Below are 24179 nucleotides of genomic sequence, written 5' to 3' on the forward strand. Positions count from 1 at the left end.
CATCGACGCCGTCAATAACAAAATCGTGCCACTTTGCTTTTATCTGGATGATTCTGTACTAGATTTGCAATCAAGTAGCGAATTTGTGCGTCGTCGTTATTTCCTGTAAAACCACATCACTTATTTCACTGATGAGTAATAAGATGCTTCATTATCAATTAAGCGGTCTGAATGGCGGGCTGTTCGTTGAACGGTGAAGCATTTACGTTCAATAAATTTATACGTTCGATAAGTTCAGCCATGATCGCCAAGAAGACGCCACGCAGCAAGTCTTTACGCTAAAAGGAGCTTGGTTCATCCAATGAAGCGATTACAAAACGAATTAAACTCACTGGTTAACCGCAGTGTGGATCGTCATCTGCGGTTAGCCGTTACCGGGTTGAGCCGCAGTGGTAAAACCGCCTTTATTACCGCGTTTGTCAATCAATTGCTGAACGTCCACAGCGGGGCGCATCTGCCCCTGTTTTCCGCGGTGCGCGAAGGGCGGTTGCTGGGCGCCAAACGTGTGCCGCAGCGTGATCTTGGCATTCCTCGTTTTGCCTATGATGAGGGCATGGCGGCGCTTTATGGTTCGCCACCAGACTGGCCCCGGCCTACGCGCGGCGTCAGTGAGATTCGTCTGGCGCTGCGTTATCGTTCCAATGATTCGTTGTTGCGCCATTTTAAGGACACCTCGACGCTGTATCTGGAAATTGTGGACTATCCGGGGGAATGGCTGCTGGATTTGCCGTTGCTGGAACAAACCTATCTCAGTTGGTCACGTCAGATGGCCGGGTTGCTGCAAGGCGATCGCATCGCATGGGCCAGGCCCTGGCTGTCGCTGTGTGAGGCGCTTGACCCGCTGGCGCCAGCCGATGAAAATCAATTAGCGGCCATTGCGCAGGCGTACACCGATTATCTAATGCGTTGCAAACAGGAAGGGCTGCATTTCATTCAGCCAGGGCGCTTTGTGCTGCCGGGCGATCTGGCCGGCGCGCCGGTGTTGCAGTTTTTCCCGTGGCCGCAAGTTGATAAATGGGGTGAAGCCAAGCTGATGCAGGCTGATGTAAAAACCAATATCGGGATGCTGCGTCAGCGCTTCGATTATTATTGTCAGTCGGTGGTGAAAGGCTTTTATAAACATCACTTTATCCGTTTTGATCGCCAGATTGTGCTGGTGGATTGCCTGCAACCGCTGAACAGCGGACTGCATGCTTTTAACGATATGCGGCTGGCGTTGACCCAACTGATGCAAAGCTTTCACTACGGCAAGCGCACGCTATTCCGCCGTCTGTTCTCGCCATGTATCGATAAACTGATGTTCGCCGCCAGTAAATCCGATCACATTACCGCCGATCAACATGCCAATCTGGTTTCCCTGTTGCAGCAACTGGTGCAGGAAGCCTGGCAGAACGCCGCGTTTGAGGGGATCAGCATGGATTGCGCAGGTATTGCATCGATTCAGTCCACCCAAAGCGGCATTGTTGACCATCAGGGACAAAAAATTCCGGCGTTGAAGGGTAATCGCTTGAGTGATGGTCAGCCGCTGACGGTCTATCCGGGGGAAGTGCCGCCAAGGTTGCCGGGCGCCGCATTCTGGCAGGAACAGGGATTTCATTTTGATGAGTTTCGGCCACGCGAAATGACGGTGGACACCCCGTTGCCGCACATTCGGCTGGATACGGTAATGGAGTTTTTATTGGGAGATAAATTGCGATGAACGAACCATTGAAACCGCGAATGACGTTTGACAAAGCCTCGCCAGCGGAACCTCAGCCGCAATTACGCGCCAATGTATCGTTTGACGAACAGGAAGCCGCACGTTTTGCGCCTGTCAGTCGGGAACAGGAAGTACCGGAAGAAGGCGTGGCCGAGGAAGTGGTCAGCGCGGCGCTGCGGCCTAAACGCAGCCTGTGGCGGCGGATGGTCATGGCGGGATTGACGCTGTTTGGCGTCAGCGCCGTGGCGCAGGGGGTGCAATCGCTGCATAACGCCTGGTTACAGCAGGATTGGATCGCGCTGGGCGGCATCGCGGCTGGCAGCCTGATTGTGGCGGCGGGTGTCGGATCGCTGGCGGTCGAGTGGCGACGCCTTTACCGCTTGCGCGAGCGGGCGGAAGAACGCGATGTGGCGCGTGATTTGCTGCATAGCCACGGTGTGGGGAAAGGGCGTGAGTTTTGTGAAAAACTGGCGCGCCAGGCCGGGCTGGATAAGGGGCATCCGGCGATGCAACGTTGGCAGGCCTCTCTGCATGAAACCCATAACGATCGTGAAGTGCTGGAACTGTACGCCCGGTTGGTGCAACCGGTGCTGGATAGTCAGGCACGGCGGGAAATCAGCCGTTCGGCGGCGGAATCCACATTGATGATTGCCGTCAGTCCGCTGGCGCTGGTGGATATGGCGTTTATCGCCTGGCGCAATCTGCGGCTGATCAACCGAATTGCGGCGCTCTACGGCATTGAATTAGGCTATTTCAGTCGTATTCGTCTGTTTCGTCTGGTGTTGCTCAACATTGCGTTCGCCGGCGCATCTGAACTGGTGCGGGAAATTGGTATGGACTGGATGTCGCAGGATTTAGCCGCGCGTCTTTCCGCCCGTGCAGCGCAGGGCATTGGCGCGGGCCTGCTTACCGCGCGTTTGGGCATCAAGGCAATGGAACTGTGCCGACCGTTGCCCTGGTTGGATGATAAGCCGCGTCTGGGCGATTTCCGCCATGAATTGATCGGACAGGTAAAAGCAACTTTGCAGAAAACCCGTTGATCCGGCGGCGCAATACGGAAAATATTCCATGACTGTCAACTTTTGCTGCCACTTCGCTTCATCCGTGCCTGCCGAAAGGGTATTATCATTGCCTGTTAGCCTGTCGCACCTGTTGAAGAAGGTAGTCGTTGATGCGTCTGGAAGTTTTTTGTGAAGACCGTATCGGTCTGACCCGCGAATTATTGGATCTTCTGGCGTCGCGCAATCTTGATTTGCGAGGCATCGAGATTGTGTCTATTGGCCGTATTTATCTTAATTTCGCTTCGCTGGATTTTGAGGCTTTTCGCATGTTGATGGCGGAAATTCGCCGCATTGACGGCGTCAGCGATGTTCGCTCGGTGGCCTTTATGCCGTCGGAACGGGAACACCGCGCGGTGACCGCTTTGCTGGAATCCATGCCGGAGCCCGTGCTTTCGCTTGACAAGCGCGGCAAGATAGAACTGTTTAATCCGTCCGCGCTGACGCTGTTTAATCAGTCCGCTGAGAGCATCTGTAATCTGACTATCGATGCGTTGATACCGGGGTATAACGTTACGGCGTGGCTGGATCGCAACAGCATGACGGTGACGGCGCGCGTGGTGATCCGCGGACAGGATTTCCTGTTGGAGATGACGCCCATTCATCTGGACGATGATGAAGGCAAAATGACCACGGCGGGCGCGTTGGTGATGCTGAAATCCGCAGTGCGCATGGGGCGGCAATTACAAGATCTGTCAGTAAATGATGATAATGAGTTTGCGCATATCGTGGCGGTCAGCCCCAATATGCGGCAAGTGGTTGAGCAGGCGCGCAAGCTGGCGATGCTCGATGCGCCGCTGTTGATTGTTGGTGATACCGGTACCGGCAAAGATATGCTGGCCCGCGCCTGTCATTTACGCGGTCCGCGCGGCAAACAACCTTTTCTGGCGTTGAACTGCGCCGCCTTACCTGACGACGTGATGGAAAGTGAACTGTACGGTCACGCGCCCGGCGCTTATCTCAATGCGCTGGAAGGTAAGAAAGGCTTTTTCGAGCAGGCGAACGGCGGATCGGTGTTGCTGGATGAAGTGGGCGAAATGTCCGCACAGATGCAAACCAAACTGCTGCGCTTCCTGAACGACGGCACCTTTCGTCGGGTAGGCGAAGATCATGAAATGCACGTGGATGTCCGGGTGATATGCGCAACGCAAAAAAACCTCTTGGAAATGGTGCAGCGCGGCGAATTCAGGGAAGATCTCTATTACCGCCTCAATGTGCTGACGCTTACACTACCGCCGCTACGTGAGCGTCCGGCTGATATCATGCCGTTGACCGAATTGTTCGTCGCACGTTTTGCTGATGAGCAGGGCATTCCGCGACCCAAACTGGCTGCCGATTTGCGACAGTTTTTGCCGCAATACGGATGGCCGGGCAATGTGCGTCAATTGAAAAACACCATCTATCGGGCCTTGACGCAGTTGGAAGGCCATGAGTTGCAAATGCAGGATATCGATCTGCCGGCTTTCACGTTTGATGTTCCCCAAAGTGAGGAAATGCTGGCAGGATCGCTGGATGACATCAGTAAACGTTTTGAGCGCGCCGTGTTAACCCGCCTGTACCAGAGCTACCCCAGCACACGTAAACTGGCTAAACGCCTTGGCGTATCACATACGGCGATTGCCAATAAATTGCGGGAATATGGGTTGAGTCAGCGCAAGACGGCAGGCGAGGATGAGGAGTAAAACCAACGGCTGCGCGCGCAGCCGTTGTTGTTGATTACTTCAGTACGGCCAGCGCCGCGTCGTAATCGGGTTCGGTGGTGATTTCGTTCACCAACTCGCTATACAGCACGTTGTCGTTCTCATCCAGAACAACCACTGCACGGGCGCTCAAACCTTTCAATGGGCCATCAGCAATGGCGACGCCATAGGTTTCTTTGAACTCGGCGCCACGCAATGTAGACAGCACAACGACGTTGTTCAGACCTTCTGATCCGCAAAAGCGGGATTGCGCAAACGGCAGGTCGGAAGAGATACACAGAACAACGGTGTTATCCAGTTCAGAACCCAGTTGGTTGAATTTACGCACAGAGGTGGCGCAAACGCCAGTATCGATGCTTGGGAAGATATTCAGAATTTTGCGTTTACCCGCATAGTTACTGAGTGCGACATCTGACAGGTCTTTGCCAACCAGTGTAAAAGCGGGGGCTTTGCTTCCCTTGGCGGGAAATGTTCCAGCCAGCGATACCGGGTTGCCTTGAAAATGTACGTTCTGTGACATGTATGCGTCCTTAATTACAGGTTGTTAACACGCGGTCAGTTTAGGACAACATTAGCAACATTGATACAGAAAATGCGGCGCGTTTTACAATAGCGCGTCCGCGATGTCCCGTGATGAAAATCCGCGGCTCATGAAAAGAGACAACCCAGGCCGGGTTAAGTTTCGTGATCAATTCACCCTGCGCTTTGGTTTCCAGCGCTGATATAGCGCGTGGCAAGGACTGCGGTTACAAGTAGATGCTTTAGCGGTTTATTGGCTATTATGTTTTTCAGTTATTTCATTACTATTCGTCATCTTCGTCATCAATCGGTTTTCGGGACGGCACCCGACCGAGGTATCCGAACATTATTCAATCGCACGCGCCAGCGTTTTAATCGGTAAGGGTCAAATCATGATAAAAAAGGGTCATTCCACTCGCTATGCGGCGTTGTTTGCGATATTGACAGGCAGTGTTGGCGCGGCGCAGGTTCCCCCCGGAACCGTATTAGCCGAGAAACAGGAAGTTGTGCGTCATATCAAAGATGAACCCGCCTCGTTGGATCCGATAAAAGCGGTTGGTTTGCCAGAAGCGCAGGTCGCGCGCGATTTGTTTGAAGGGTTGGTCAATCAGGACGCCAACGGCAATATTGTGCCTGGCGTCGCTCTGCGCTGGCAAACCAACGATAACCGTACATTCACTTTTATTCTGCGTGAAGATGCCCGCTGGTCAAATGGCGATCCGGTGACTGCCAGGGATTTTGTCTATAGCTGGCGGCGTCTGGTTTCACCGGAAAACTCATCGCCTTTTGCCTGGTTTGCCCGTCTTGCCGGGATAGTGAACGCCGGGCAGATTATCGATGGTAAAATGCCGGCGGAGAAACTCGGCGTCACGGCGATTAATGATCACACGCTCAGTGTGCAACTTGGCAAACCCGTGCCTTACTTTGTTAGTCTGTTGGCGAACTTCAGCCTGTTTCCGGTTCATCAGGCAACGGTAGAGAAGTACGGCAATGACTGGACCAAACCAGGTAATCTGGTGGGTAACGGCGCTTTCAAGCTACAACGGCGGGTCGTCAATGAAAAACTGGTGATGACGCCAAACGAGTATTATTGGGATCATGCCAATACCCAGTTAACTAAAGTTACATTTGTGCCGATCAATCAGGAATCGAATGCGACAAAGCGCTACCTGTCCGGGGATATCGACATCACCGAATCGTTTCCCAAAAATCAGTATCATAAACTGTTGCAAGATCTGCCCGGTCAGGTCTATACCCCTGAGCAACTGGGAACGTATTACTATGCTTTTAATACCCAGCGCGCGCCAACCAATGATGCGCGCGTTCGCAAAGCCTTGTCTTATACCATCGACCGGAAAATCATTGCGGAAAAAGTGCTGGGAACCGGCGAGAAACCCGCCTATCACTTCACGCCGGATGTCACCGCCGGATTTACGCCGACCGAAAGCGAGTTACAGCAATATACTCAGGCCGAGTTGGATGCGCAGGCGAAAGCATTGCTGGCGGCGGCAGGCTACGGCCCCGGTAAACCCCTGACATTATCCCTGCTGTATAACACATCGGAAAACCATCAGAAGATTGCCATCGCCATTGCTTCCATGTGGAAGACCAAGCTGGGCGTGAACGTGCGTTTATCCAATCAGGAGTGGCAAACGTATATCGACAGCCGCAACAGCGGTAATTTCGATGTGGTCAGAGCATCCTGGGTGGGTGATTACAATGAAGCATCCACATTCCTGTCGTTATTAACGTCGCGGCACAGCGGAAATATCGCCCGGTTTAACCACGCTGATTATGATCGTTTGCTGGAGGAGGCGGGCAACCAAACCGACGCTAAACGGTTGAATGACGATTACGACCGGGCGGAGAAAATCCTGATGGAGGAGGCGCCCATCGCCCCGATCTATCAATATACCAACGGACGTTTGATCAAACCGTGGGTCAAGGGCTATCCCATCACCAATCCTGAGGATGTCGCTTACAGCCATATGCTCTATATCGTGAAACATTGAGGCAAGCATGGAATCATTTGAAGGAGATGTGTTGCAACATACCGGCGCGGTTTATGCTTATCAATTAGATGGACAAGGCGGTGTGGTTTCTATCGGCGATAAAGATGTGACTAACAGCGTCCGGCCTTGCTGGTTGCATCTGGATTCGACGCTGCCAATCAGCGCCCATTGGTTGAGCGATACCCACCTGGTGCCGGACAGCGTGCGTGACGCGCTATCCGGCGAGAGCGTTCGTCCCAGAGTAACCCGGTTGGGTGATGGCACGATGATTACGCTGCGCAGCATCAACCTGAATGCGGATGCTCGTCCTGACCAACTGGTCGCGATCCGGGTTTTTATTACCGATAAGCTTATTATTTCGACGCGGCGGCGCAAAGTGCTGGCTATTGATGAAGTGCTGACCGAACTCAAAGAAGGGAACGGGCCGACCGACAGCGGAAGCTGGCTGGTATCGATTGCCGAATCGATCACCGACCATACCAGTGAGTTTATTGATGATTTACATGAAAAAATCATCGATCTGGAAGAGAGTTTGCTGGAGCAAAAAATCATACCGCGCGGAGAACTGGCGCTGATTCGCAAGCAGTTGATTGTATTACGACGCTATATGACGCCACAGCGCGATGTTTTTTCGCGTCTTTCCGGTGAGAAGTTGCCCTGGATGCAGGATGACGATCGGCGGCGAATGCAGGAAATCGCCGACAGGCTGGGGCGTGGGCTGGAAGATCTGGATGCAAGTATTGCGCGTACCGCTGTGTTGTCGGATGAAATTACCGCACAGATAACGGAGGCGTTGAGTCGCAGAACCTACACCATGTCGCTGCTGGCGATGGTTTTCCTGCCGACCACGTTTCTGACCGGGCTATTTGGCGTCAATCTGGGGGGGATTCCGGGGGGCGATTCCCGATTTGGCTTCGCTACGTTCTGTCTGATGTTGGTACTATTGGTTTGCGGCGTTGCATGGTGGTTAAAACGTAGTAAATGGTTATGAGTGTCAACGAATAGTTATTGTGCGTATTATCACACGGTTTACCGGTTAGCGGAAAAGTCACGGCTAACTTGAGCAATATCAACATTTTTTACATAACAGTACGGCACTATCCTTCATGCAGGTGAATGCAACGTCAAGCGATGGGCGTTGCGCTCCATATTGTCTTACTTCCTTTTTTGAATTACTGCATAGCACAATTGATTCACACCATGCCGACGATTTCGTCGGCATTTTTTTGGGCTTTCCACCTCAGCACCCGTTCTGCTTTTCCATTCTTTATTTGATTTCCAGTACATTGAGCCTGGTCTGAGACGGGATATCCTCGTCATCTTCCGGTTGCCAGCCAACCGGCTGCATTGGCAACGTTTCGCGATCAAACGCCAGATCGCCGCCGTCAATCACTTCGCCGCCGTGTTGAATGCTTTTAAAATCAAACAGCGTATGGTCGGCGAGATGAGAAGGCACCACATTCTGCATTGCGCTGAACATGGTTTCGATACGGCCAGGATAACGTTTATCCCAGTCCCGCAGCATATCCTTGATCACCTGACGTTGCAGATTAGGCTGTGAACCACAGAGATTACACGGAATGATCGGATACTGGCGCGCATCGGCAAAACGTTCGATGTCTTTCTCACGACAGTAGGCCAGTGGACGGATCACCACATGCTTGCCGTCGTCACTCATCAGTTTCGGCGGCATACCTTTCAATTTTCCGCCGTAGAACATATTCAGAAACAGCGTTTGCAGAATATCGTCACGGTGGTGGCCCAGCGCGATTTTGGTCGCGCCTAATTCGCTGGCCGTGCGATACAGAATACCGCGGCGCAGACGCGAGCACAGTGAGCAGGTGGTTTTCCCTTCTGGAATTTTCTCTTTCACAATGCCATAGGTATTTTCTTCGACGATCTTGTATTCAACGCCGACATGCTCAAGGTATTGCGGCAACACATGTTCAGGAAAACCGGGCTGCTTCTGGTCCAGATTGACGGCGACCAGTGAAAAATTAACCGGCGCGCTCTGTTGCAGGTTGCGCAGAATTTCCAACATGGTGAAGCTGTCTTTGCCGCCGGACAGACAAACCATGATACGGTCACCTTCTTCAATCATATTGAAGTCTGCGATGGCTTCCCCGACGTTACGACGCAGACGCTTCTGAAGTTTGTTGAGATTGTATTGTTGTTTTGGTGTAATTTCTTGTTTTTCTTGCATTTTACATATGCTCTTTGGCAAGGGGCATTATTGCGGCAAAATAATTCACGGCATGCATTGGATGATATCTGCATAAGTATGGCGTGTATGGTACGGATTACGACGACGAATGCCAGTTCGTTTTAGACGCTATTGGGTCATCGCCTGATGACGCATGCGCCTTACTGATATCGGGTTCTCATTTTTGCTTGCGGTGACGTCTATACTAGACCACAAGCTAAAATGATGACCACGGGCTAAAAGGAGGATGAAATCATGCAAAGTTTTCCGCTTGAGAAAGCGTTTACATTGATTGAGCCGGGGCCGGTTGTTCTGGTGACGACGAACAATGGTCAGCAGGATAACGTGATGACCATCACATGGACAATGGTTCTTGATTTTTCAGCTACTTTCGCCATAACCACGGGGCCGTGGAACTATTCTTATACCGCACTTCAGACCTTCAGGGAGTGCGTCATTGCCATTCCCACCGTCGATATGATCGATACGGTGATTGGCATTGGCATATGCTCCGGGCAGGACACCGATAAGTTTCACCAGTTTGATCTTACCCCGCTGCGGAGTAAGCATGTTCGGGCGCCCCTCATCAAGGAGTGCCTGGCCAATATTGAGTGTCGGGTTGTCGATATTATCGAACGGCACGGTATCCTGGTGCTGGAAGGCCTCGCTGCCTATTTCGATGATACGCGCGTCGAGCAGCGCATGCTTCATGCCGTTGGCGACGGCACGTTTATCACCACGGATGGCGGAAGGATTGATCGAAAGGAGATGATGCGTTCCAAGCTGCCGGACAGCGTATAGTCTTTTACGGCAGATTGCTTTTCCCGCGCATCACGTCCGGTTTTTCATCGTCGCGGGGCATTTATTGATGTGACGGCGAATAAGGTGTGGTAAATATATTCTTCATCCTAGGATTTATCCGATATTACTTGATGCAATGCCTTGCGTCAGGTGATGTCATCCACACGATTTGGAGCCAAGACAATGAAAGGGTATCAATGGCTGGTTACTGTGGCCGCACTGGTATTGGCGGGGTGCAGCGGTGGCGAAAAAGCCGCGGCTGTCGATAAACGGGATCCCGCATTAGATGAAAATTCGGTTGTATTGCTGAAAAGCAGCACCCCGTTGGATGTTAACTGTACATTGATTGGCGGAACGATGGCCCTCTCCCGTCAATTGGATGGCGCCAGCGTAGGCACCTGCCAATTGGCGAATGGCAAACGTTGCGACGAACGCGCGGTGATGAACGGAACGTGTCCCGCAGGCTGAGCATGGCGGCAGCCTGAGACTGCCGCAGGTTGGCGCTCAGGGGTTCAGCAGATTCTCGCACGGTTCATTCTGACTGATTTGTTTCAGGTTTTGCAGCGTTGTCTGGGAGATGCTGGTCAGGGCTTCCTCGGTCAGAAAGGCTTGATGGCCGGTAAACAGCACATTGTGACAAGCGGATAAGCGGCGGAAAACATCGTCCTGAATGACGTCGTTCGATTTATCGGTAAAGAACAAATCCCGTTCATTCTCATAAACATCCATGCCCAGCGCCCCGATTTTCTGCTGTTTTAGCGCATCAATCGCCGCCTGCGAGTCAATTAATCCGCCACGGCTGGTGTTGATAATCATCACGCCGTCTTTCATCTGTGAAAATGCGTTACGATCGAGCAGATGGTGGTTTTCCGGCGTGAGCGGGCAGTGCAGCGAAATCACATCGGCGCGGGCATAAAGTGCTTTCAGATCGACATATTCCGCCCCCAGTTCCAGCGCCTGAGGATTAGGGTAGGGATCAAACGCCAGCAGGCGCATACCGAAACCTTTCAGAATGCGCATGGCGGCAATGCCGATTTTCCCCGTACCGATAATGCCGGCGGTACGGTTGTGCATGTTGAAACCAATCAACCCTTCAAGGGAGAAGTTAGCGTCACGGGTGCGCTGGTAAGCGCGATGGATGCGGCGGTTAAGGCACAGCATCAAGCCAACGGCGTGCTCAGCCACTGCTTCCGGTGAATACGCCGGAACACGCGCCACCTTGATGCCCAATTCTCTGGCCGCTTCCAGATCGACATTATTGAAACCGGCACAACGCAGCGCCAGGGTTTTAACGCCCAGTTGCGCCAGTTCCGTCAATACTTCGCGGCTGCCATCGTCATTGACGAAAATACATACCGCCTGACAGCCCGCCGCGGTTTTGGCCGTGCGCGATGTCAGCATGAAATCAAAAAATTCCAACTGATAGCCAAATTGTTGATTCACCTGCTCTAAATATTTACGGTCGTATTGCTTGGTGCTGTAGATTGCCAGTTTCATCGCATCTTTCTCCCAAAAATTCTCTGTTTAAGCTATCAGAAAAGAGTCAGGGGACATACCGTTACCTCACAAAAGCATAACGGTCCGTGACAGGAGAACACAGCAATTAGCGGGGGATGCTGAAGACGGAGACCGCTTCCGACATGGTGTTGATTTGTTGTTCCAGGCTGCTGATTGCGGCGCTGGAATGGCTGGCCAGTATCGTGTTCTGGCGGGTCAGTTCGTCGATGTTGTTAACCGCATCGTTAATTTGTCCCAGCCCTTGCGATTGTTCATGGGTCGCCAGACTGATTTGGTTCACCAACTGCGTTACCTGCTGAACCTGCGTCAGAATATTATTCATCGACTCGCTGGTATGGTTTACCAGTTTGTCGCTGGTATTGATGTTGTCAATGGTGGTTTCGATAATGGTGGCGATGTCTTTTGCCGCCTGTGCGCTGCGCTGCGCCAGAATACGAACTTCACTCGCAACCACGGCAAAGCTCTTGCCTTGTTCACCGGCATGGGCGGCTTCAACGGCGGCGTTCAGCGCGAGGATGTTGGTCTGGAAGGACAGGTTATTCAACACATTGATAATATCGGTAATCTCTTTGCTGGAGCGAGTCATGGCCACCATGGTATCGGTAACCTGATTGACGGCGCAGTCGCCGGCCTCGACCGCGACATTGGCGTCTTCCGCGCAGCGTGTCGCCAACTGCGAGGCGGAGGCATTGCTTTTGATGGTCGCGGTCAATTGTTCCATTGATGAGGCGGTATTTTGCAGACTTTGAGCGGTATCATCACAGCGTTGGCTGAGCGTATGGTTGCCAGCCGCAATCTCGCGACAGGCGCAGTTTAGTTCGGCCAGTTTGCTATTCACATCATCCACAAAGGTACGGAAGTTCATGCCGGACTGATTAACCGCCCGTAATAGCATGCCGACCTCATCCACGCGATCAAGCTGGAAGTTATTATCAGCCTGCCCGGAGGCGGAATTGACGGCCTGATGCAGAATTTTTTCCAGCGGTTTTGCCAGATGCATAACCAGTAATTCGCCGGTTATCAATGCGCCGCCGGATATTGCCAGCGCAAACATTAATACCGGCAAACTCCAGGGAAACAGCGTCAGCAGAATAGATAACGTAAATAGAATAAAAAAATAAATGTAACTTCTAATCCGCCAGCGAACCGGGATTATTTTGAACAGGCTAAGGAATTTCAGCGGGCCTTTATAAATCAGCAGGCCCTGATATAAACGCTGATGCTTGAGTTTATTCTCGTTTATTTTATGGTAAAGCGTTGCCGCTTGCTGGATTTCCTGTTGGGAAACCTGGGTTCGAACCGACATATACCCGGTGACCTTGCCTTCTTTCATCAATGGCGTGGTGCTGGCTTTAACCCAGTAGTAATCGCCGTTTTTCCGGCGGTTTTTTACCATGCCCGTCCAGATCCTGCCTGCGTTCAGGGTAGTCCACATATCGGCGAAAGCGTCTGGCGGCATGTCGGGATGACGCACGATGTTATGTGGCTGACAGAGGAGTTCGTCGAATGTGTAGCCGCTGGCATGAATAAAGTCGTTATTCGCATAGGTGATGTGACTGTCTGTTGTCGTTACTGACATCAGCTTGGCTTTCTCATCTAATAAATATTGAATATCACTGACGGGATAATTTTTACGCATCGATTAATCCTTAAATATAAGCAAGTATGAACGTGATATTTTTAATCAATTGATTAACGGTAAAATAAAACGTTCATCGTTAATTAACGGCTAATTTCACAAAATAGTTAACTAATCAACGTATAAAAATAACTTGCCAATAGCTCAAAGCAGTTTAATTTGTGACATAGATCACCTGGATGCTTTTGATTGGTCATGGGAATGACAAGATTAATAATCTTTATCTGACTATAGCTTAAATTTAGTAGGTGGTTATCTGGGATGCGGCGTGATCGGTCTATCAATGCGGACAGTCTATAATACTTGCCCGGATGGTGGCATATCCGGGTGGCGAATTATATGATGCCAGGTGTGAGCCGGGGGCTTATTGGTTAAGATAATGCGCGTCGATTGTATAAAAAACAAACTTCCGATCATGGCGCAGGTTTTTATGGATTCTACCGGATACTTAATCTCTACGAATGATTAAAAAATACGCGTTACCCGGCATGGCGCTGTTACTGCTGCTGTTGTTCGTATCGTGGCAGACTATGCCGCAATGGTTACCTCGCATCGCCGGGATCTGGTTACCTGCGGAAATGTCGTTGACGTTGCGTTCAACGCCAGTTTGGTCTCATGGGGAGTTGCAAAGTGATGGCATCAGACTCGCCGTGGGCGAATGTACGCTGCTTGATGTGGGGAATATGGCGCTGCAACGGCAATCCGGGCGATGGAAGGTCGATATCGATGCCGTTACGCTGAATAGCGATTGCCTGCCGCAGTTGGCATCTGATAGCGAGGCGACGCCGGCACGTCTTTCCCTGTGGCAACGGCGTTTACCGGCAGGCGATATCACGATTGGAACATTTACATTGCAACCCTGGCGCGATTATGCCGGACGCGTGCGGTTCAGCACCGATGGCGATCGACAGCAGACGTTGCATTATCAAGGTGATCAGTTGGCGTTTCAGGCCGCGCTGAGCCAACAGCATCTGAGTTTACGCGATGGCATGCTGGCAACGTCGGCGGGCTACATTCGCTTGCAATTGAGCGGTGAGCTCGATCTGGCTGATACGCTGACGCAAGCGCCGGTACAGGGTGAGCTTAGCGGTCAGTTTGACGGCGCTCAAACGCCGGAGCCTGTTTCCATGCGGCTAAGCTGGCAGCGCCAGCAGGGGGAATTGTCACTGCGGGCGAGGGGCGATAACGAGCCGCTGGTCTCGCTGCCGTGGCGCTTATCCGCCGAGCAGATCCAGGTGAGCAACGGCGTCTGGCGCTGGCCTTATGCCGCACAACCGCTGTCGGGACGAATTTCGCTCACGTTGCAAAACTGGCGGCAAGGGTTGGAAAAAACGCGCATCGACGCGCGAATGAATATGCTGACGCAAGGACATAACGGTAAAGCCAACGCGGTTCTGGTGCTGGGGCCGGGCCATTTGGGGCTGATTGACAGTGAGTTGCGTTTTCAGTTAACCGGTCAGGCCAATCTGTCAGACTTATCATTAACCGCATCGCTGCCGGGCATACTGCAAGGTGCTTTATTAAACCCGGAATTGTCGATTTTACCCGGCGGGCTACTGCGCGCCTGGGGCGCGCTGGGGCCACAGGCACGGCTTGAGGAAGCGCGCTGGCCATTGGCCGGCGTGCGGATCAGCGCCAGCGGAGTGAATGGACGGTTGCAGGCCATCGTCAAGGCCCATCATACCTATTGGGGGCGGTTCAACCTGCATCTGGACGGTCAAGCGCAGGATTTCTGGCCTGATCGAGGGCGCTGGCAGTGGCGCTATTGGGGCAGCGGACAATTGCCGCCGCTAAAAGCAAATTGGGACGTCGCGGGGCATGGTCGCTGGCAGGATACGCTGATTGAAGTGAGTCAGCTGTCGAGCGGATTGAATCAGCTTGGCTACGGCCTGGTGACGGTTCACCAGCCGCGACTAACCATCGTCGAACCGGTGCGCTGGCAGCGCGCCCGAACGGGCGCACATTTTCAGGGCGCGTTGCAACTGGCGTCACAACAAGTGAATTTCAGCAATGGCGGTTATCTTCCGCCCACATTGATGAGTTTGAGTATGCAGGGCAATGATCCCAATGACTTTCTAATGAAAGGCGCGTTACAGGCGCGGAACATTGGCCCGGTAACGCTGCGCGGACGCTGGGACGGCGAGCGGTTGCGCGGCAATGCCTGGTGGCCGCGTCAGCCTCTGACGGTGTTTCAGCCCTTGCTTTCAGAAAAACTGAAAATGAATATTCGCGCCGGACAATTCTATGCGCAGGCGGCATTTTCCGCCGCGCAAGGACAAGGGTTCCGCGCCGGGGGACATTGGGCGGTGCAGAACGGCGGACTCTGGTTGCAGGACGGCGAAGTGGGCGGCGTTAACTTTGTGCTGCCTTACCGTCTGGAGGATCAGCGTTGGGAATTCGGCATCAAACAACCGGCGACATTACGGATCGCCATGCTCGACAACCTGTTTCGCATGACGGATATTCGCCTTGATCTGCAAGGCTTCTATCCTTACAGCGAAAAACAGCCGTTGATAATATCGCAAACCGCAATGGATGCGTTAGGCGGACACATCAGCTTGTCGGCCTTGCGCTGGCCGCAGCGGGAAGACGCGTTGTTTACGGTGAAAAGCGTGGAGCTGAGCGAACTGATTACCGCGTTGAAACTGAAACAGTTTGCGATGTCGGGGCGAATCAGTGGCGTGCTGCCGCTGAATTTTAACCATCCTGACAAGCTGATTCAGGGCGGGCGGTTTACTAATGATCGTTTCCTGACGCTGCGGATGGATAAAACGTTGGCCGATGAATTGGAGAGCAAAAACATGGTCACCGGCGCGGTGATTAACTGGGTGCGTTATCTGGAAATCGACCAATCCTATGCCACAGTGGATTTGAGCAATCAAGGCGAACTGTTGCTGATTTCGCAAATTCAGGGGAAAAACCCGCTGTTAAGTGCGGATCGGCAAGTCATTCTCAACTATCGTCATCAGGAAAATATTTTCCAGCTATGGCGGAGTTTACGTTTTGGCGATAATTTGCAGGATACGTTGGAGCAACAGGCAAATGAATAAATTCGGTATAGCGCCATGAAGTATAACGGTAGCATTCAGGTCGCGGCCTGCGCGGTATTTCTACTGACAGGCTGTGTGCCGCGTATTGAAGTGGCCGCGCCGAAAGAGCCGATCACGATTAACATGAATGTGAAGATTGCGCATGAAATCCACATCAGCGCGGATAAAGAGGCCACGCAGTTATTGGAAAAATCGGATAACGCCGTGAGTGAAAAGGTAAAAAAAAGCGCGCCTGAAGGCGCGCAATAAAACAGCCAGAACACAACACTAATGATAGGTAATTTAATGACAGAGTCGTTAATAATGAAACAGGGTTACGCCGCGGCAAACTGAGACAGTTGCGCTTTCGCCTCTGCTGCCGCTTTTTGGGCGACATCCGGGCCGTAAGCGATACCTTCAGCGAAAACAAATTCAATATCGGTCATGCCGATGAAGCCCAGGAACACGCGCAGATAGGGCTCCAGCAAATCGGTCGGCGTACCTTTATGGATACCGCCGCGGCTAGTCAGCACGATGGCGCGTTTACCTTTCACCAAACCTTCAGGGCCTTGCTCGGTATAGCGGAATGTCACGCCAGCGCGGGCGATCAGGTCAAAATAGTTTTTCAATTGCGTCGGGATGTTGAAGTTATACATCGGTGCGGCAATCACGATAACATCATGGGCCTGCAATTCGGCAATCAACTCGTCAGACAGCGTTAAGGCGTCTTGTTGACGCGGCGTTAACGGCGCATCGGAAGGACGCAGGGCGCCAACCAGTTCGCCATCCAGCACCGGAACCGGTTGAGCGGCTAAATCACGCACGGTAATGGTGTCAGCAGGATGCGCGGCTTGCCACTGGGCGCTAAAGTAGTCTGCCAGTTGGTTGGACTGAGAAAAATCCGCCAGGATACTTGATTTGAGAATCAATACTTTGCTCATTGCCAATTCCTTACGTTGATTGAGGTCGGACACCGTGCGGCGTCCTTTGCTGCGCTTCATCTTAGGCGGGCGTCATCGTGGTTGAAAGTGCAAATATTCGAGCGCATTGTTCGATTTTATTGAATAAGCATGTATTCGCATGGTTAGAGCCGTCGGCGGTGATGTGCTACCATGCATGCCGGAAAATGTTCCGGTTTAAGTGACTGGGAACAGGGCGTAAATATGGCCCGTAACAGGCAAGAAAAAGTATTAAGGAGTCCGCAACGTGAAATCACCGCTCAGCGCATTATCTACGCAGTTAAGTGAGGTAATGCTCCGCGATCAGCAACGCCTGCGCCGTCGTATACAGGGTGCGGCAAAGGTCGGCAATCCCCAGGCGCAGGCGGCGATTGTTCAGGAAATTGAGGGGGAGATCGTTGCCGCGCGGCACAAGGTGAACAATCGACGGGCGGGCTGTCCGGCCATTCATTATCCCGAACTATTGCCGGTCAGCCAGAAGAAAGATGTGATCTTGAACGCATTGCGCGAACATCAGGTCATCATTGTGGCGGGGGAAACCGGTTCGGGGAAAACCACCCAGCTTCCGAAGATTTGCCTTGAACTGGGACGCGGCGTGCGCGGCTTGATCGGCCATACCCAGCCCCGGCGTCTGGCGGCCAGAACCGTGGCCGATCGTATTGCCGCCGAACTGGAAACGCCGCTTGGCGGTTGCGTGGGCTATAAAGTCCGTTTTAACGATCAGGTGGGCGATAATACCCTGGTTAAGCTGATGACGGACGGGATATTGCTGGCTGAAATTCAACAGGATCGGCTGTTAACGCAGTATGACACGCTGATCATCGATGAAGCGCACGAGCGCAGCCTGAATATTGATTTTATTCTGGGTTATTTGCGTCAGCTTCTGCCCAAACGTCCTGATTTAAAAATCATCATTACCTCCGCGACCATCGATCCGCAGCGCTTTTCCCGCCATTTTGACCATGCGCCGATCATTGAAGTGTCCGGTCGCACCTATCCGGTGGAGGTACGCTATCGCCCGGTGGTGGAAGAGGCTGAAGACAGCGATCGCGATCAGTTGCAGGCTATCTTTGATGCGGTAAATGAGTTGAGCCGGGAAGGGCCGGGCGACATCCTGATCTTTATGAGCGGAGAGCGGGAAATCCGCGATACCGCCGATGCGCTGGCGCGGCTGAATTTGCCGCATACCGAAATCCTGCCGCTGTATGCCCGGTTGTCCAATCAAGAGCAGAACCGGGTTTTCCAGTCGCATCACGGCAGACGCATTGTGCTGGCGACCAATGTGGCGGAAACCTCGCTGACGGTGCCGGGTATCCGCTATGTGATTGATCCCGGCACGGCGCGTATCAGCCGTTACAGCTTGCGCACCAAAGTCCAGCGTTTGCCGATTGAGGCCATTTCCCAGGCGTCGGCCAACCAGCGTAAAGGACGGTGTGGCCGCGTCGCCGCCGGCATCTGTATCCGTCTCTATGCTGAACAGGATTTTTTGTCCCGTCCGGCCTTCACCGATCCAGAAATTCTGCGCACCAATCTGGCCTCGGTTATTTTGCAAATGACCGCGCTGGGGCTGGGGGATATCGCGGCGTTTCCGTTTGTTGAAGCGCCGGATAAACGTAACATTCAGGATGGCGTGCGCTTACTGGAAGAATTGGGCGCAATCCAACTGGCGGAAAATGGCCACTATCATCTGACGCCGCAAGGACGTCAGTTGGCGCAACTGCCCATCGATCCCCGTTTGGCGCGCATGGTGCTGGAAGCCCGCGTCACGGGCTGCGTGCGTGAAGTGATGATCATTACCGCCGCGCTGTCCATTCAGGACCCGCGCGAACGTCCGCTGGATAAAAAGCAGGCGTCGGATGAAAAACATCGCCGTTTCGTCGATAAAGACTCCGATTTTCTGGCGTTCGTCAATTTGTGGAACTACCTGCGGGAACAGCAAAAAGCGTTATCTTCCAGCCAGTTCCGTCGGCTGTGCCGTAGCGATTACCTCAACTATCTGCGAGTGCGTGAGTGGCAGGATATCTACACGCAATTGCGTCAGGTGGTGAAAGAACTAGGATTACCGATAAACAGCGAACCTGCCGATTACCGCAGCGTTCACTGCGCGTTGTTGACGGGGCTGCTGTCGCATATTGGTCAAAAAGATATCGACAAGCAGGCGTTCAGCGGCGCGCGCAACACACGTTTCGCTATTTTTCCCGGTTCAGGCCTGTTCAAAAAACCGCCGAAATGGACGATGGTGGCCGAACTGGTGGAAACCAGTCGTTTGTGGGGACGGATCGCCGCCCGCATTGAACCGGAATGGATCGAGCCGCTGGCCCAGCACCTGATCAAGCGCAGCTACAGCGATCCGCACTGGGAAAAAGCGCAAGGCACCGTGATGGCGCAGGAAAAAGTCACGTTGTTCGGCTTACCGATTGTGGCGGCGCGTAAAGTGAATTACAGCCAGATCGATCCTGTTCTGGCGCGTGAGTTATTTATTCGTCACGCGCTGGTGGAAGGGGACTGGCAGACGCGGCATGCGTTTTTCCGCGCTAACCTGAAGTTACTGGCCGAAGTCGAGGAACTGGAGAATAAATCACGCCGCCGCGACATTCTGGTGGACGATGAAACGCTGTTTGCCTTTTACGATCAGCGGTTGCCGCACGATATCATTTCCGCCCGTCATTTTGACCAGTGGTGGAAAACGGCCAGCCATGAGAATGCGGATCTGCTGAACTTTGAAAAAAGCATGCTGATCAAAGAAGGCGCGGACAACATAAGCGCGCTGGACTATCCGAATTTCTGGCATCAGGGCAACCTGAAGCTGCGCTTGTCTTATCAGTTTGAGCCGGGAACGGATGCCGATGGCGTGACGGTGCATATCCCGTTGCCTATCCTCAATCAGGTGCGCGATGAAGGGTTTGAGTGGCAAATTCCCGGCGTGCGCCGCGAACTGGTTATCGCGCTGATCAAATCGTTGCCGAAACCGATACGCCGCAATTTTGTACCAGCGCCCAATTACGCCGATGCGTTTCTGGCGCGTGCCACGCCGCTGGAAAAAAGTCTGCTGGAGGCGTTGGAACGTGAATTACGGCTGATGACGGGCGTGAGCGTACCGCGCGAAGAATGGCAATGGGAACAGGTGCCCGATCATCTTAAAGTGACGTTCCGCGTGGTGGACGAGAAAAATCGCGCCCTGCGGGAAGGGAAAGATCTGAATGCGTTGAAGGAACAATTGAAAGATAAAGTCCAGCAGACGCTCTCCGCTGTAGCGGATGACGGGCTGGAACAAGGCAACTTGCATGTCTGGAGTTTTGGTTCGCTGCCGGACTGCTACGAGCAAAAACGCGGCGGTTATTCGGTAAAAGCTTACCCTGCATTGGTGGATGAAAAAGACAGTGTGGCGATCCGTTTATTTGATACGCCGCATCAACAGCAGCAGATGATGCGTAAAGGGTTGCGGCGCTTGCTGTTGCTGAATATTCCTTCGCCAATCAAATACCTGCATGAGAAGTTACCCAACAAGGCAAAGCTGGGGTTGTATTTCAATCCTTACGGCAAAGTGCTCGATCTGATCGACGACTGTATTGCCTGCGCCGTCGATAAGTTGATTAGCGAGTTTGGCGGCCCGGTATGGCAGGAAGAGGCGTTCCGGCAACTGCATGAAAAAGTGCGAGCGGAACTTAACGAGACGGTGGTGGATATCGCCCGGCAGGTGGAGCAGATACTGACGACGGTATTCGCCATCAACAAACGCCTGAAAGGGCGCATTGATATGACGCTGGCGCTGGCGCTGAGCGACATCAAAAATCAGATCAACGGTCTGGTGTTTCGTGGTTTCGTTACCGCCAATGGCTGGCGCCGCTTGCCGGATGTGCTGCGTTATCTACAGGCAATCGAGCGTCGGCTGGAAAAACTGGCCCAGGATGTCCACCGCGATCGGGCGCAGATGCTGAAAGTTGAACAGGTGCAACAGGTGTGGCAACAGTGGTGGAATAAACTGCCCGCCGAACGGCGCGAGGATGATGACGTAAAAGCCATCCGCTGGATGATTGAGGAACTCCGGGTCAGCTATTTTGCCCAGCAATTAGGAACGCCGTTTCCTATTTCGGACAAGCGAATATTACAGGCGATGGAGCAGATAGCGTTGTAGACAATTTAGTTCGGCGCCAATCTTGGTATTTGGCGCCTGGACTACCATACGATCAATAAACTCCAGAGAAAATCCCTGCCTATTTTAGTTTTTCAACCGCACATAGGCCGATTTGATTTCCGCTTCGCCATATTTTTCCTCCAGCCGTTTGATGATGAAATGGCCGCGTGCCATGTTCTGATAATGGTGAATGAACAGGGTATTAATTGCCGCGCCGCTGGCGGCGCCGATGACCGGCACGATTTGGGCGGCCATTTTTTCGGTGATGGTGATGCCCAGCCGTGTCGCGACGGCATCGATCACTCTGGCCAATGTTCTGCCCGCCTGTGAGGTGGTGATTCTGGCCGAAGCTTTTTCCATGCCTTTCTTGCTGGCGAGATCAACCAATTCGCGGGTGGCGTGTTTCGTGATATCGGCAAGAGCGGCGCGTGATGCATAGTAGGCGGAATCTGCGGCGTCATCGTTTTTACTGTTGCCTCCCAACGCGAATACTTCCACACAGGCGGCCTTAACGGAAAAATCGGTCAGCGAGAATCCTTCGCTGCGTGCGATATCGGCGACGGAACGCATCATGATGGTGGTGCTGACGGGCAGTTCGACCAGCAAACCCGCGGCGCCGAAAAAACCACTGACCGCGCCGGAGGTTGCCGCGACCAGTTTATGGGTTTTCGGCGATGAGGCGCGTTTGGGGGCATCATCCAGTGTAAACAGGGCGGCATCGACGGATTTATGCAGTGCGGTGTGAACCACATCCTGAACTTTGTTTTTTACCACGGCAGGCAGTTTAGACAGGCTCCATTCAATCGGACCGCCCACCAGATTAGCTAACTGAATGGTGATCGAGGGCGCTTCCAGCAGGGCAAGGGCTTGTCGAATGTCATCCAGATCCTGCTGATTATCAAAAATGCTCATAAGGTGTTCAAAATCCTGATTGTCGCGGCATATATTTTTATGTATGGCATGAACCACGCGATCTGACAAGGTCTCCTCTGTCAGGATAGATGTCAGCGGGCTTCGTGACGAGTTAACCAGGTGGTGAAGTCTTCCGGTAAAATTGGCGGGGAAAAATAGTAACCCTGACCTTCATCGCAACCGAATTGCGCCAGATAATCGAGTGTTTGCTTATTCTCAATCCCCTCGGCCAGCACCCGATAATTGAGTTTATGCAACATATTGATAATGGACTCGACAATAATCCGACTCTTCAGATCGGTTTTAATATCTTTGATGAGTGATTTATCCAGTTTGATAATCGTTGCCGGAATATTTCTCAGATAGTTTAAATTGCTGTATCCCGCGCCGAAATCATCCAAAGCAATAATAAATCCAAGCTGTTTTAACGCCTGAATGGTGGAAAGCGTTTCCGAGCTTTCGATTATTTTCTGGGTTTCCAGACATTCAATTTGAATATCGCGTGGCGTTAAGCCGTCGCGATCGAGGATATTTAATAAACGTTCAATAAACTTCTCTTCAGCAAAATTGCTGGCGGCAACGTTGATGGATATCGGAAATAAAATTCCCGCCTGGCGCCAGATTTTTATCTGTTTGGCGGTTTGTTTTATTACCCACTCCGTCAGCGGGCGCATCAGCGTCGTGCCTTCCGCCAGCGGAATAAATTGGTCAGGATAAATTTCACCTAACGTGGGATGATGCCAGCGGAGCAGCGCCTCCACGCCAATCACTTTCTTATCCACAATATTCAGTTTAGGCTGATAAACCAGATAAAGACCGGGCTTGTTGTTTTTTAATACGTCAGACAGTTCATTGAGTAAAGTGAATGCCTGTTGTTGAATGTTATCGCTCTGCGCGTTATAGGCGCTGTAACGAACATTGTTGGTGATGGCATCATGCAACGCGCTCATGGTTTCACGCAGGATACGCTGCGGATCATCCACTGGGATCTGGAACTCGGTATAGCCGACAAACAGTTCCAGTTTCAGGGGAACATGGCTGGTTATGCTCTCCTGAATACGGGCTGAACAGGAAACCAATGCTTCAAGTACCTGTGCTTTCATGTCGGCTTTCACCAACAAGGCAAAACGCCCCACCGCGACGCTGTAGACGCTCTCCTGAGCATGAAAAGTCAGGCGCAGAAACATACCGATATCTCTCAATATGCTTTCAACGGTCGGCATACCGAGTGAACGGCCCATTTCATAGGCATAAGAGATATCAATGCTATCAATCAGTATCAGCAGGTAGTTTTCATGGATATCGGTTATGTGGCTGATATCCTCTATCAACCGTTGTCGGTTTGGCAACATGGTTATCGCATCAACCAGCCCGATTGCGTTGCGATATCCAATCAGTGCCATCACCACCGCGGCCAAGTCATTGAGCATGCGCAACTGGATTTTGCTGAAAGCCCGCGGAATATAATCAATTATGCAGAGCGTGCCGATGGAATAACCCTGTGTCGTAATGAGGGGGACTCCCGCGTAAGCGCGGATATGCGGCGCATTAACCACATAGGGGTTATTTTTAAATCGCTCATCCTGCAAGGCGTTCTGACAAACAAGCATTTCGCCGGTCTGCACCACAAAGTGGTCAAATGAGTGGAGCTTTTCCATCTCGGCTGAGGCGAAATTAGTTTTGGCTTTAATATGTTGCTTTTGGGTTCCGCTCAAGGTGACTAATGCTGTTGGTATTTTTAGTAACCGACAAGTCAGATCAGTCACTTTAGTAAGAATATTATCTTGAGAATAATCAAGATTTTTAAGTGCATCGAGGGTCTGCATGCGTTCTTCTTCATCATGGCTCAAATGCTTTAACATGCCGCCTCTCTTTTTGGTAATTAATAGTTCGTATTACTGAATTCATTACATATAGACCAGACAACATAAGATTATAAAAAATAATATCGTTTATTGTTAGGAATTGATCCTCTGTTTTTCATATCGATGCATC

Annotated in this window: 17 protein-coding genes; 10 read left to right on the top strand and 7 right to left on the bottom strand. The window is 52.2% G+C overall.

The annotated features are described in order from the left end of the window. Positions 1-301 precede the first annotated feature (301 nt). The 3 genes from NC856_RS00960 (at position 302) to tyrR (ending at position 4439) form a co-directional block, all read left to right on the top strand. Positions 302-1699 (top strand): YcjX family GTP-binding protein, encoded by a 1398-nt coding sequence (locus tag NC856_RS00960; RefSeq protein ID WP_264088537.1) that lies wholly within the window; start codon positions 302-304, stop codon positions 1697-1699. Further along, entirely contained in the window at positions 1696-2739 is a 1044-nt protein-coding gene (locus NC856_RS00965) for a YcjF family protein (protein WP_264088538.1), read from the top strand. The genes NC856_RS00960 and NC856_RS00965 overlap by 4 nt, the downstream gene beginning before the upstream one ends. A 131-nt stretch (positions 2740-2870) precedes the next feature. Next, complete coding sequence (tyrR, locus tag NC856_RS00970; protein WP_264088539.1) at positions 2871-4439, top strand: transcriptional regulator TyrR; 1569 nt, start codon at positions 2871-2873, stop codon at positions 4437-4439. 34 nt (positions 4440-4473) lie between these two features. Here tyrR and tpx read toward each other — a convergent pair whose 3' ends face one another. Continuing rightward, complete coding sequence (gene tpx, locus NC856_RS00975; protein WP_264088540.1) at positions 4474-4977, bottom strand: thiol peroxidase; 504 nt, start codon at positions 4975-4977, stop codon at positions 4474-4476. Positions 4978-5368: 391 nt separating this feature from the next. On the opposite strand from tpx, the gene NC856_RS00980 reads away from it, so the two are divergent. Further along, positions 5369-6988 (top strand): peptide ABC transporter substrate-binding protein, encoded by a 1620-nt coding sequence (locus NC856_RS00980; RefSeq protein WP_404802295.1) that lies wholly within the window; start codon positions 5369-5371, stop codon positions 6986-6988. A 7-nt stretch (positions 6989-6995) separates the two neighbouring features. Then, positions 6996-7979, top strand: a complete 984-nt coding sequence (zntB, locus tag NC856_RS00985; RefSeq protein ID WP_264088541.1) for a zinc transporter ZntB — start codon at positions 6996-6998, stop codon at positions 7977-7979. A 276-nt stretch (positions 7980-8255) separates the two neighbouring features. On the opposite strand, the gene ttcA is transcribed toward zntB, so the two are convergent. Next, positions 8256-9191, bottom strand: a complete 936-nt coding sequence (ttcA, locus tag NC856_RS00990; RefSeq protein ID WP_264088542.1) for a tRNA 2-thiocytidine(32) synthetase TtcA — start codon at positions 9189-9191, stop codon at positions 8256-8258. Between the two features lie 255 nt (positions 9192-9446). Here ttcA and NC856_RS00995 point away from each other — a divergent pair, with 255 nt between their 5' ends. After that, the gene (locus NC856_RS00995; protein ID WP_264088543.1) at positions 9447-9992 is read left to right on the top strand and encodes a flavin reductase family protein; all 546 of its coding nucleotides are present in this window, start codon (positions 9447-9449) and stop codon (positions 9990-9992) included. 183 nt (positions 9993-10175) lie between these two features. Continuing rightward, positions 10176-10460, top strand: a complete 285-nt coding sequence (locus tag NC856_RS01000; protein ID WP_113868318.1) for a putative hemolysin — start codon at positions 10176-10178, stop codon at positions 10458-10460. A gap of 36 nt (positions 10461-10496) precedes the next feature. Here the strand turns inward: NC856_RS01000 and NC856_RS01005 are convergent, their stop codons facing one another. Next, entirely contained in the window at positions 10497-11489 is a 993-nt protein-coding gene (locus tag NC856_RS01005; RefSeq protein ID WP_264088544.1) for a 2-hydroxyacid dehydrogenase, read from the bottom strand. A 106-nt stretch (positions 11490-11595) separates the two neighbouring features. Then, entirely contained in the window at positions 11596-13149 is a 1554-nt protein-coding gene (locus NC856_RS01010; protein WP_264088545.1) for a methyl-accepting chemotaxis protein, read from the bottom strand. A gap of 461 nt (positions 13150-13610) precedes the next feature. Between NC856_RS01010 and NC856_RS01015 the strand changes: the two genes are divergently transcribed. Next, on the top strand, positions 13611-16199 hold the full coding sequence (locus NC856_RS01015) for a YdbH family protein (protein ID WP_264088546.1): 2589 nt from the start codon (positions 13611-13613) through the stop codon (positions 16197-16199). A 15-nt stretch (positions 16200-16214) separates the two neighbouring features. Next, positions 16215-16448 (top strand): YnbE family lipoprotein, encoded by a 234-nt coding sequence (locus tag NC856_RS01020; RefSeq protein ID WP_264088548.1) that lies wholly within the window; start codon positions 16215-16217, stop codon positions 16446-16448. A gap of 65 nt (positions 16449-16513) precedes the next feature. On the opposite strand, the gene azoR is transcribed toward NC856_RS01020, so the two are convergent. After that, positions 16514-17119, bottom strand: coding sequence for an FMN-dependent NADH-azoreductase (azoR, locus tag NC856_RS01025; protein WP_264088549.1), 606 nt, complete (start codon positions 17117-17119; stop codon positions 16514-16516). Positions 17120-17384: 265 nt separating this feature from the next. Here azoR and hrpA point away from each other — a divergent pair, with 265 nt between their 5' ends. Then, positions 17385-21272: an ATP-dependent RNA helicase HrpA gene (gene hrpA, locus NC856_RS01030; RefSeq protein WP_264088550.1), complete on the top strand. Its 3888-nt coding sequence runs from the start codon at positions 17385-17387 to the stop codon at positions 21270-21272. An 84-nt stretch (positions 21273-21356) separates the two neighbouring features. On the opposite strand, the gene NC856_RS01035 is transcribed toward hrpA, so the two are convergent. Both NC856_RS01035 and NC856_RS01040 read right to left on the bottom strand, forming a co-directional pair. Beyond that, positions 21357-22184 (bottom strand): EcsC family protein, encoded by an 828-nt coding sequence (locus NC856_RS01035; RefSeq protein ID WP_264088551.1) that lies wholly within the window; start codon positions 22182-22184, stop codon positions 21357-21359. A 92-nt stretch (positions 22185-22276) separates the two neighbouring features. Continuing rightward, on the bottom strand, positions 22277-24046 hold the full coding sequence (locus NC856_RS01040) for a sensor domain-containing phosphodiesterase (RefSeq protein ID WP_264088552.1): 1770 nt from the start codon (positions 24044-24046) through the stop codon (positions 22277-22279). Positions 24047-24179 lie beyond the last annotated feature (133 nt).

The sequence above is a fragment of the Brenneria izbisi genome (assembly GCF_025840185.1).
GTDB lineage: Bacteria > Pseudomonadota > Gammaproteobacteria > Enterobacterales > Enterobacteriaceae > Brenneria > Brenneria izbisi.

Bases quoted from the DNA above. Each gene is read 5' to 3' on its own strand.
- NC856_RS00960 (WP_264088537.1), top strand. From the start codon at position 302: ATGAAGCGATTACAAAACGAATTAAACTCACTGGTTAACCGCAGTGTG.
- NC856_RS00965 (WP_264088538.1), top strand. From the start codon at position 1,696: ATGAACGAACCATTGAAACCGCGAATGACGTTTGACAAAGCCTCGCCA.
- tyrR (WP_264088539.1), top strand. From the start codon at position 2,871: ATGCGTCTGGAAGTTTTTTGTGAAGACCGTATCGGTCTGACCCGCGAA.
- tpx (WP_264088540.1), bottom strand. From the start codon at position 4,977: ATGTCACAGAACGTACATTTTCAAGGCAACCCGGTATCGCTGGCTGGA.
- NC856_RS00980 (WP_404802295.1), top strand. From the start codon at position 5,369: ATGATAAAAAAGGGTCATTCCACTCGCTATGCGGCGTTGTTTGCGATA.
- zntB (WP_264088541.1), top strand. From the start codon at position 6,996: ATGGAATCATTTGAAGGAGATGTGTTGCAACATACCGGCGCGGTTTAT.
- ttcA (WP_264088542.1), bottom strand. From the start codon at position 9,191: ATGCAAGAAAAACAAGAAATTACACCAAAACAACAATACAATCTCAAC.
- NC856_RS00995 (WP_264088543.1), top strand. From the start codon at position 9,447: ATGCAAAGTTTTCCGCTTGAGAAAGCGTTTACATTGATTGAGCCGGGG.
- NC856_RS01000 (WP_113868318.1), top strand. From the start codon at position 10,176: ATGAAAGGGTATCAATGGCTGGTTACTGTGGCCGCACTGGTATTGGCG.
- NC856_RS01005 (WP_264088544.1), bottom strand. From the start codon at position 11,489: ATGAAACTGGCAATCTACAGCACCAAGCAATACGACCGTAAATATTTA.
- NC856_RS01010 (WP_264088545.1), bottom strand. From the start codon at position 13,149: ATGCGTAAAAATTATCCCGTCAGTGATATTCAATATTTATTAGATGAG.
- NC856_RS01015 (WP_264088546.1), top strand. From the start codon at position 13,611: ATGATTAAAAAATACGCGTTACCCGGCATGGCGCTGTTACTGCTGCTG.
- NC856_RS01020 (WP_264088548.1), top strand. From the start codon at position 16,215: ATGAAGTATAACGGTAGCATTCAGGTCGCGGCCTGCGCGGTATTTCTA.
- azoR (WP_264088549.1), bottom strand. From the start codon at position 17,119: ATGAGCAAAGTATTGATTCTCAAATCAAGTATCCTGGCGGATTTTTCT.
- NC856_RS01035 (WP_264088551.1), bottom strand. From the start codon at position 22,184: ATGAGCATTTTTGATAATCAGCAGGATCTGGATGACATTCGACAAGCC.
- NC856_RS01040 (WP_264088552.1), bottom strand. From the start codon at position 24,046: ATGTTAAAGCATTTGAGCCATGATGAAGAAGAACGCATGCAGACCCTC.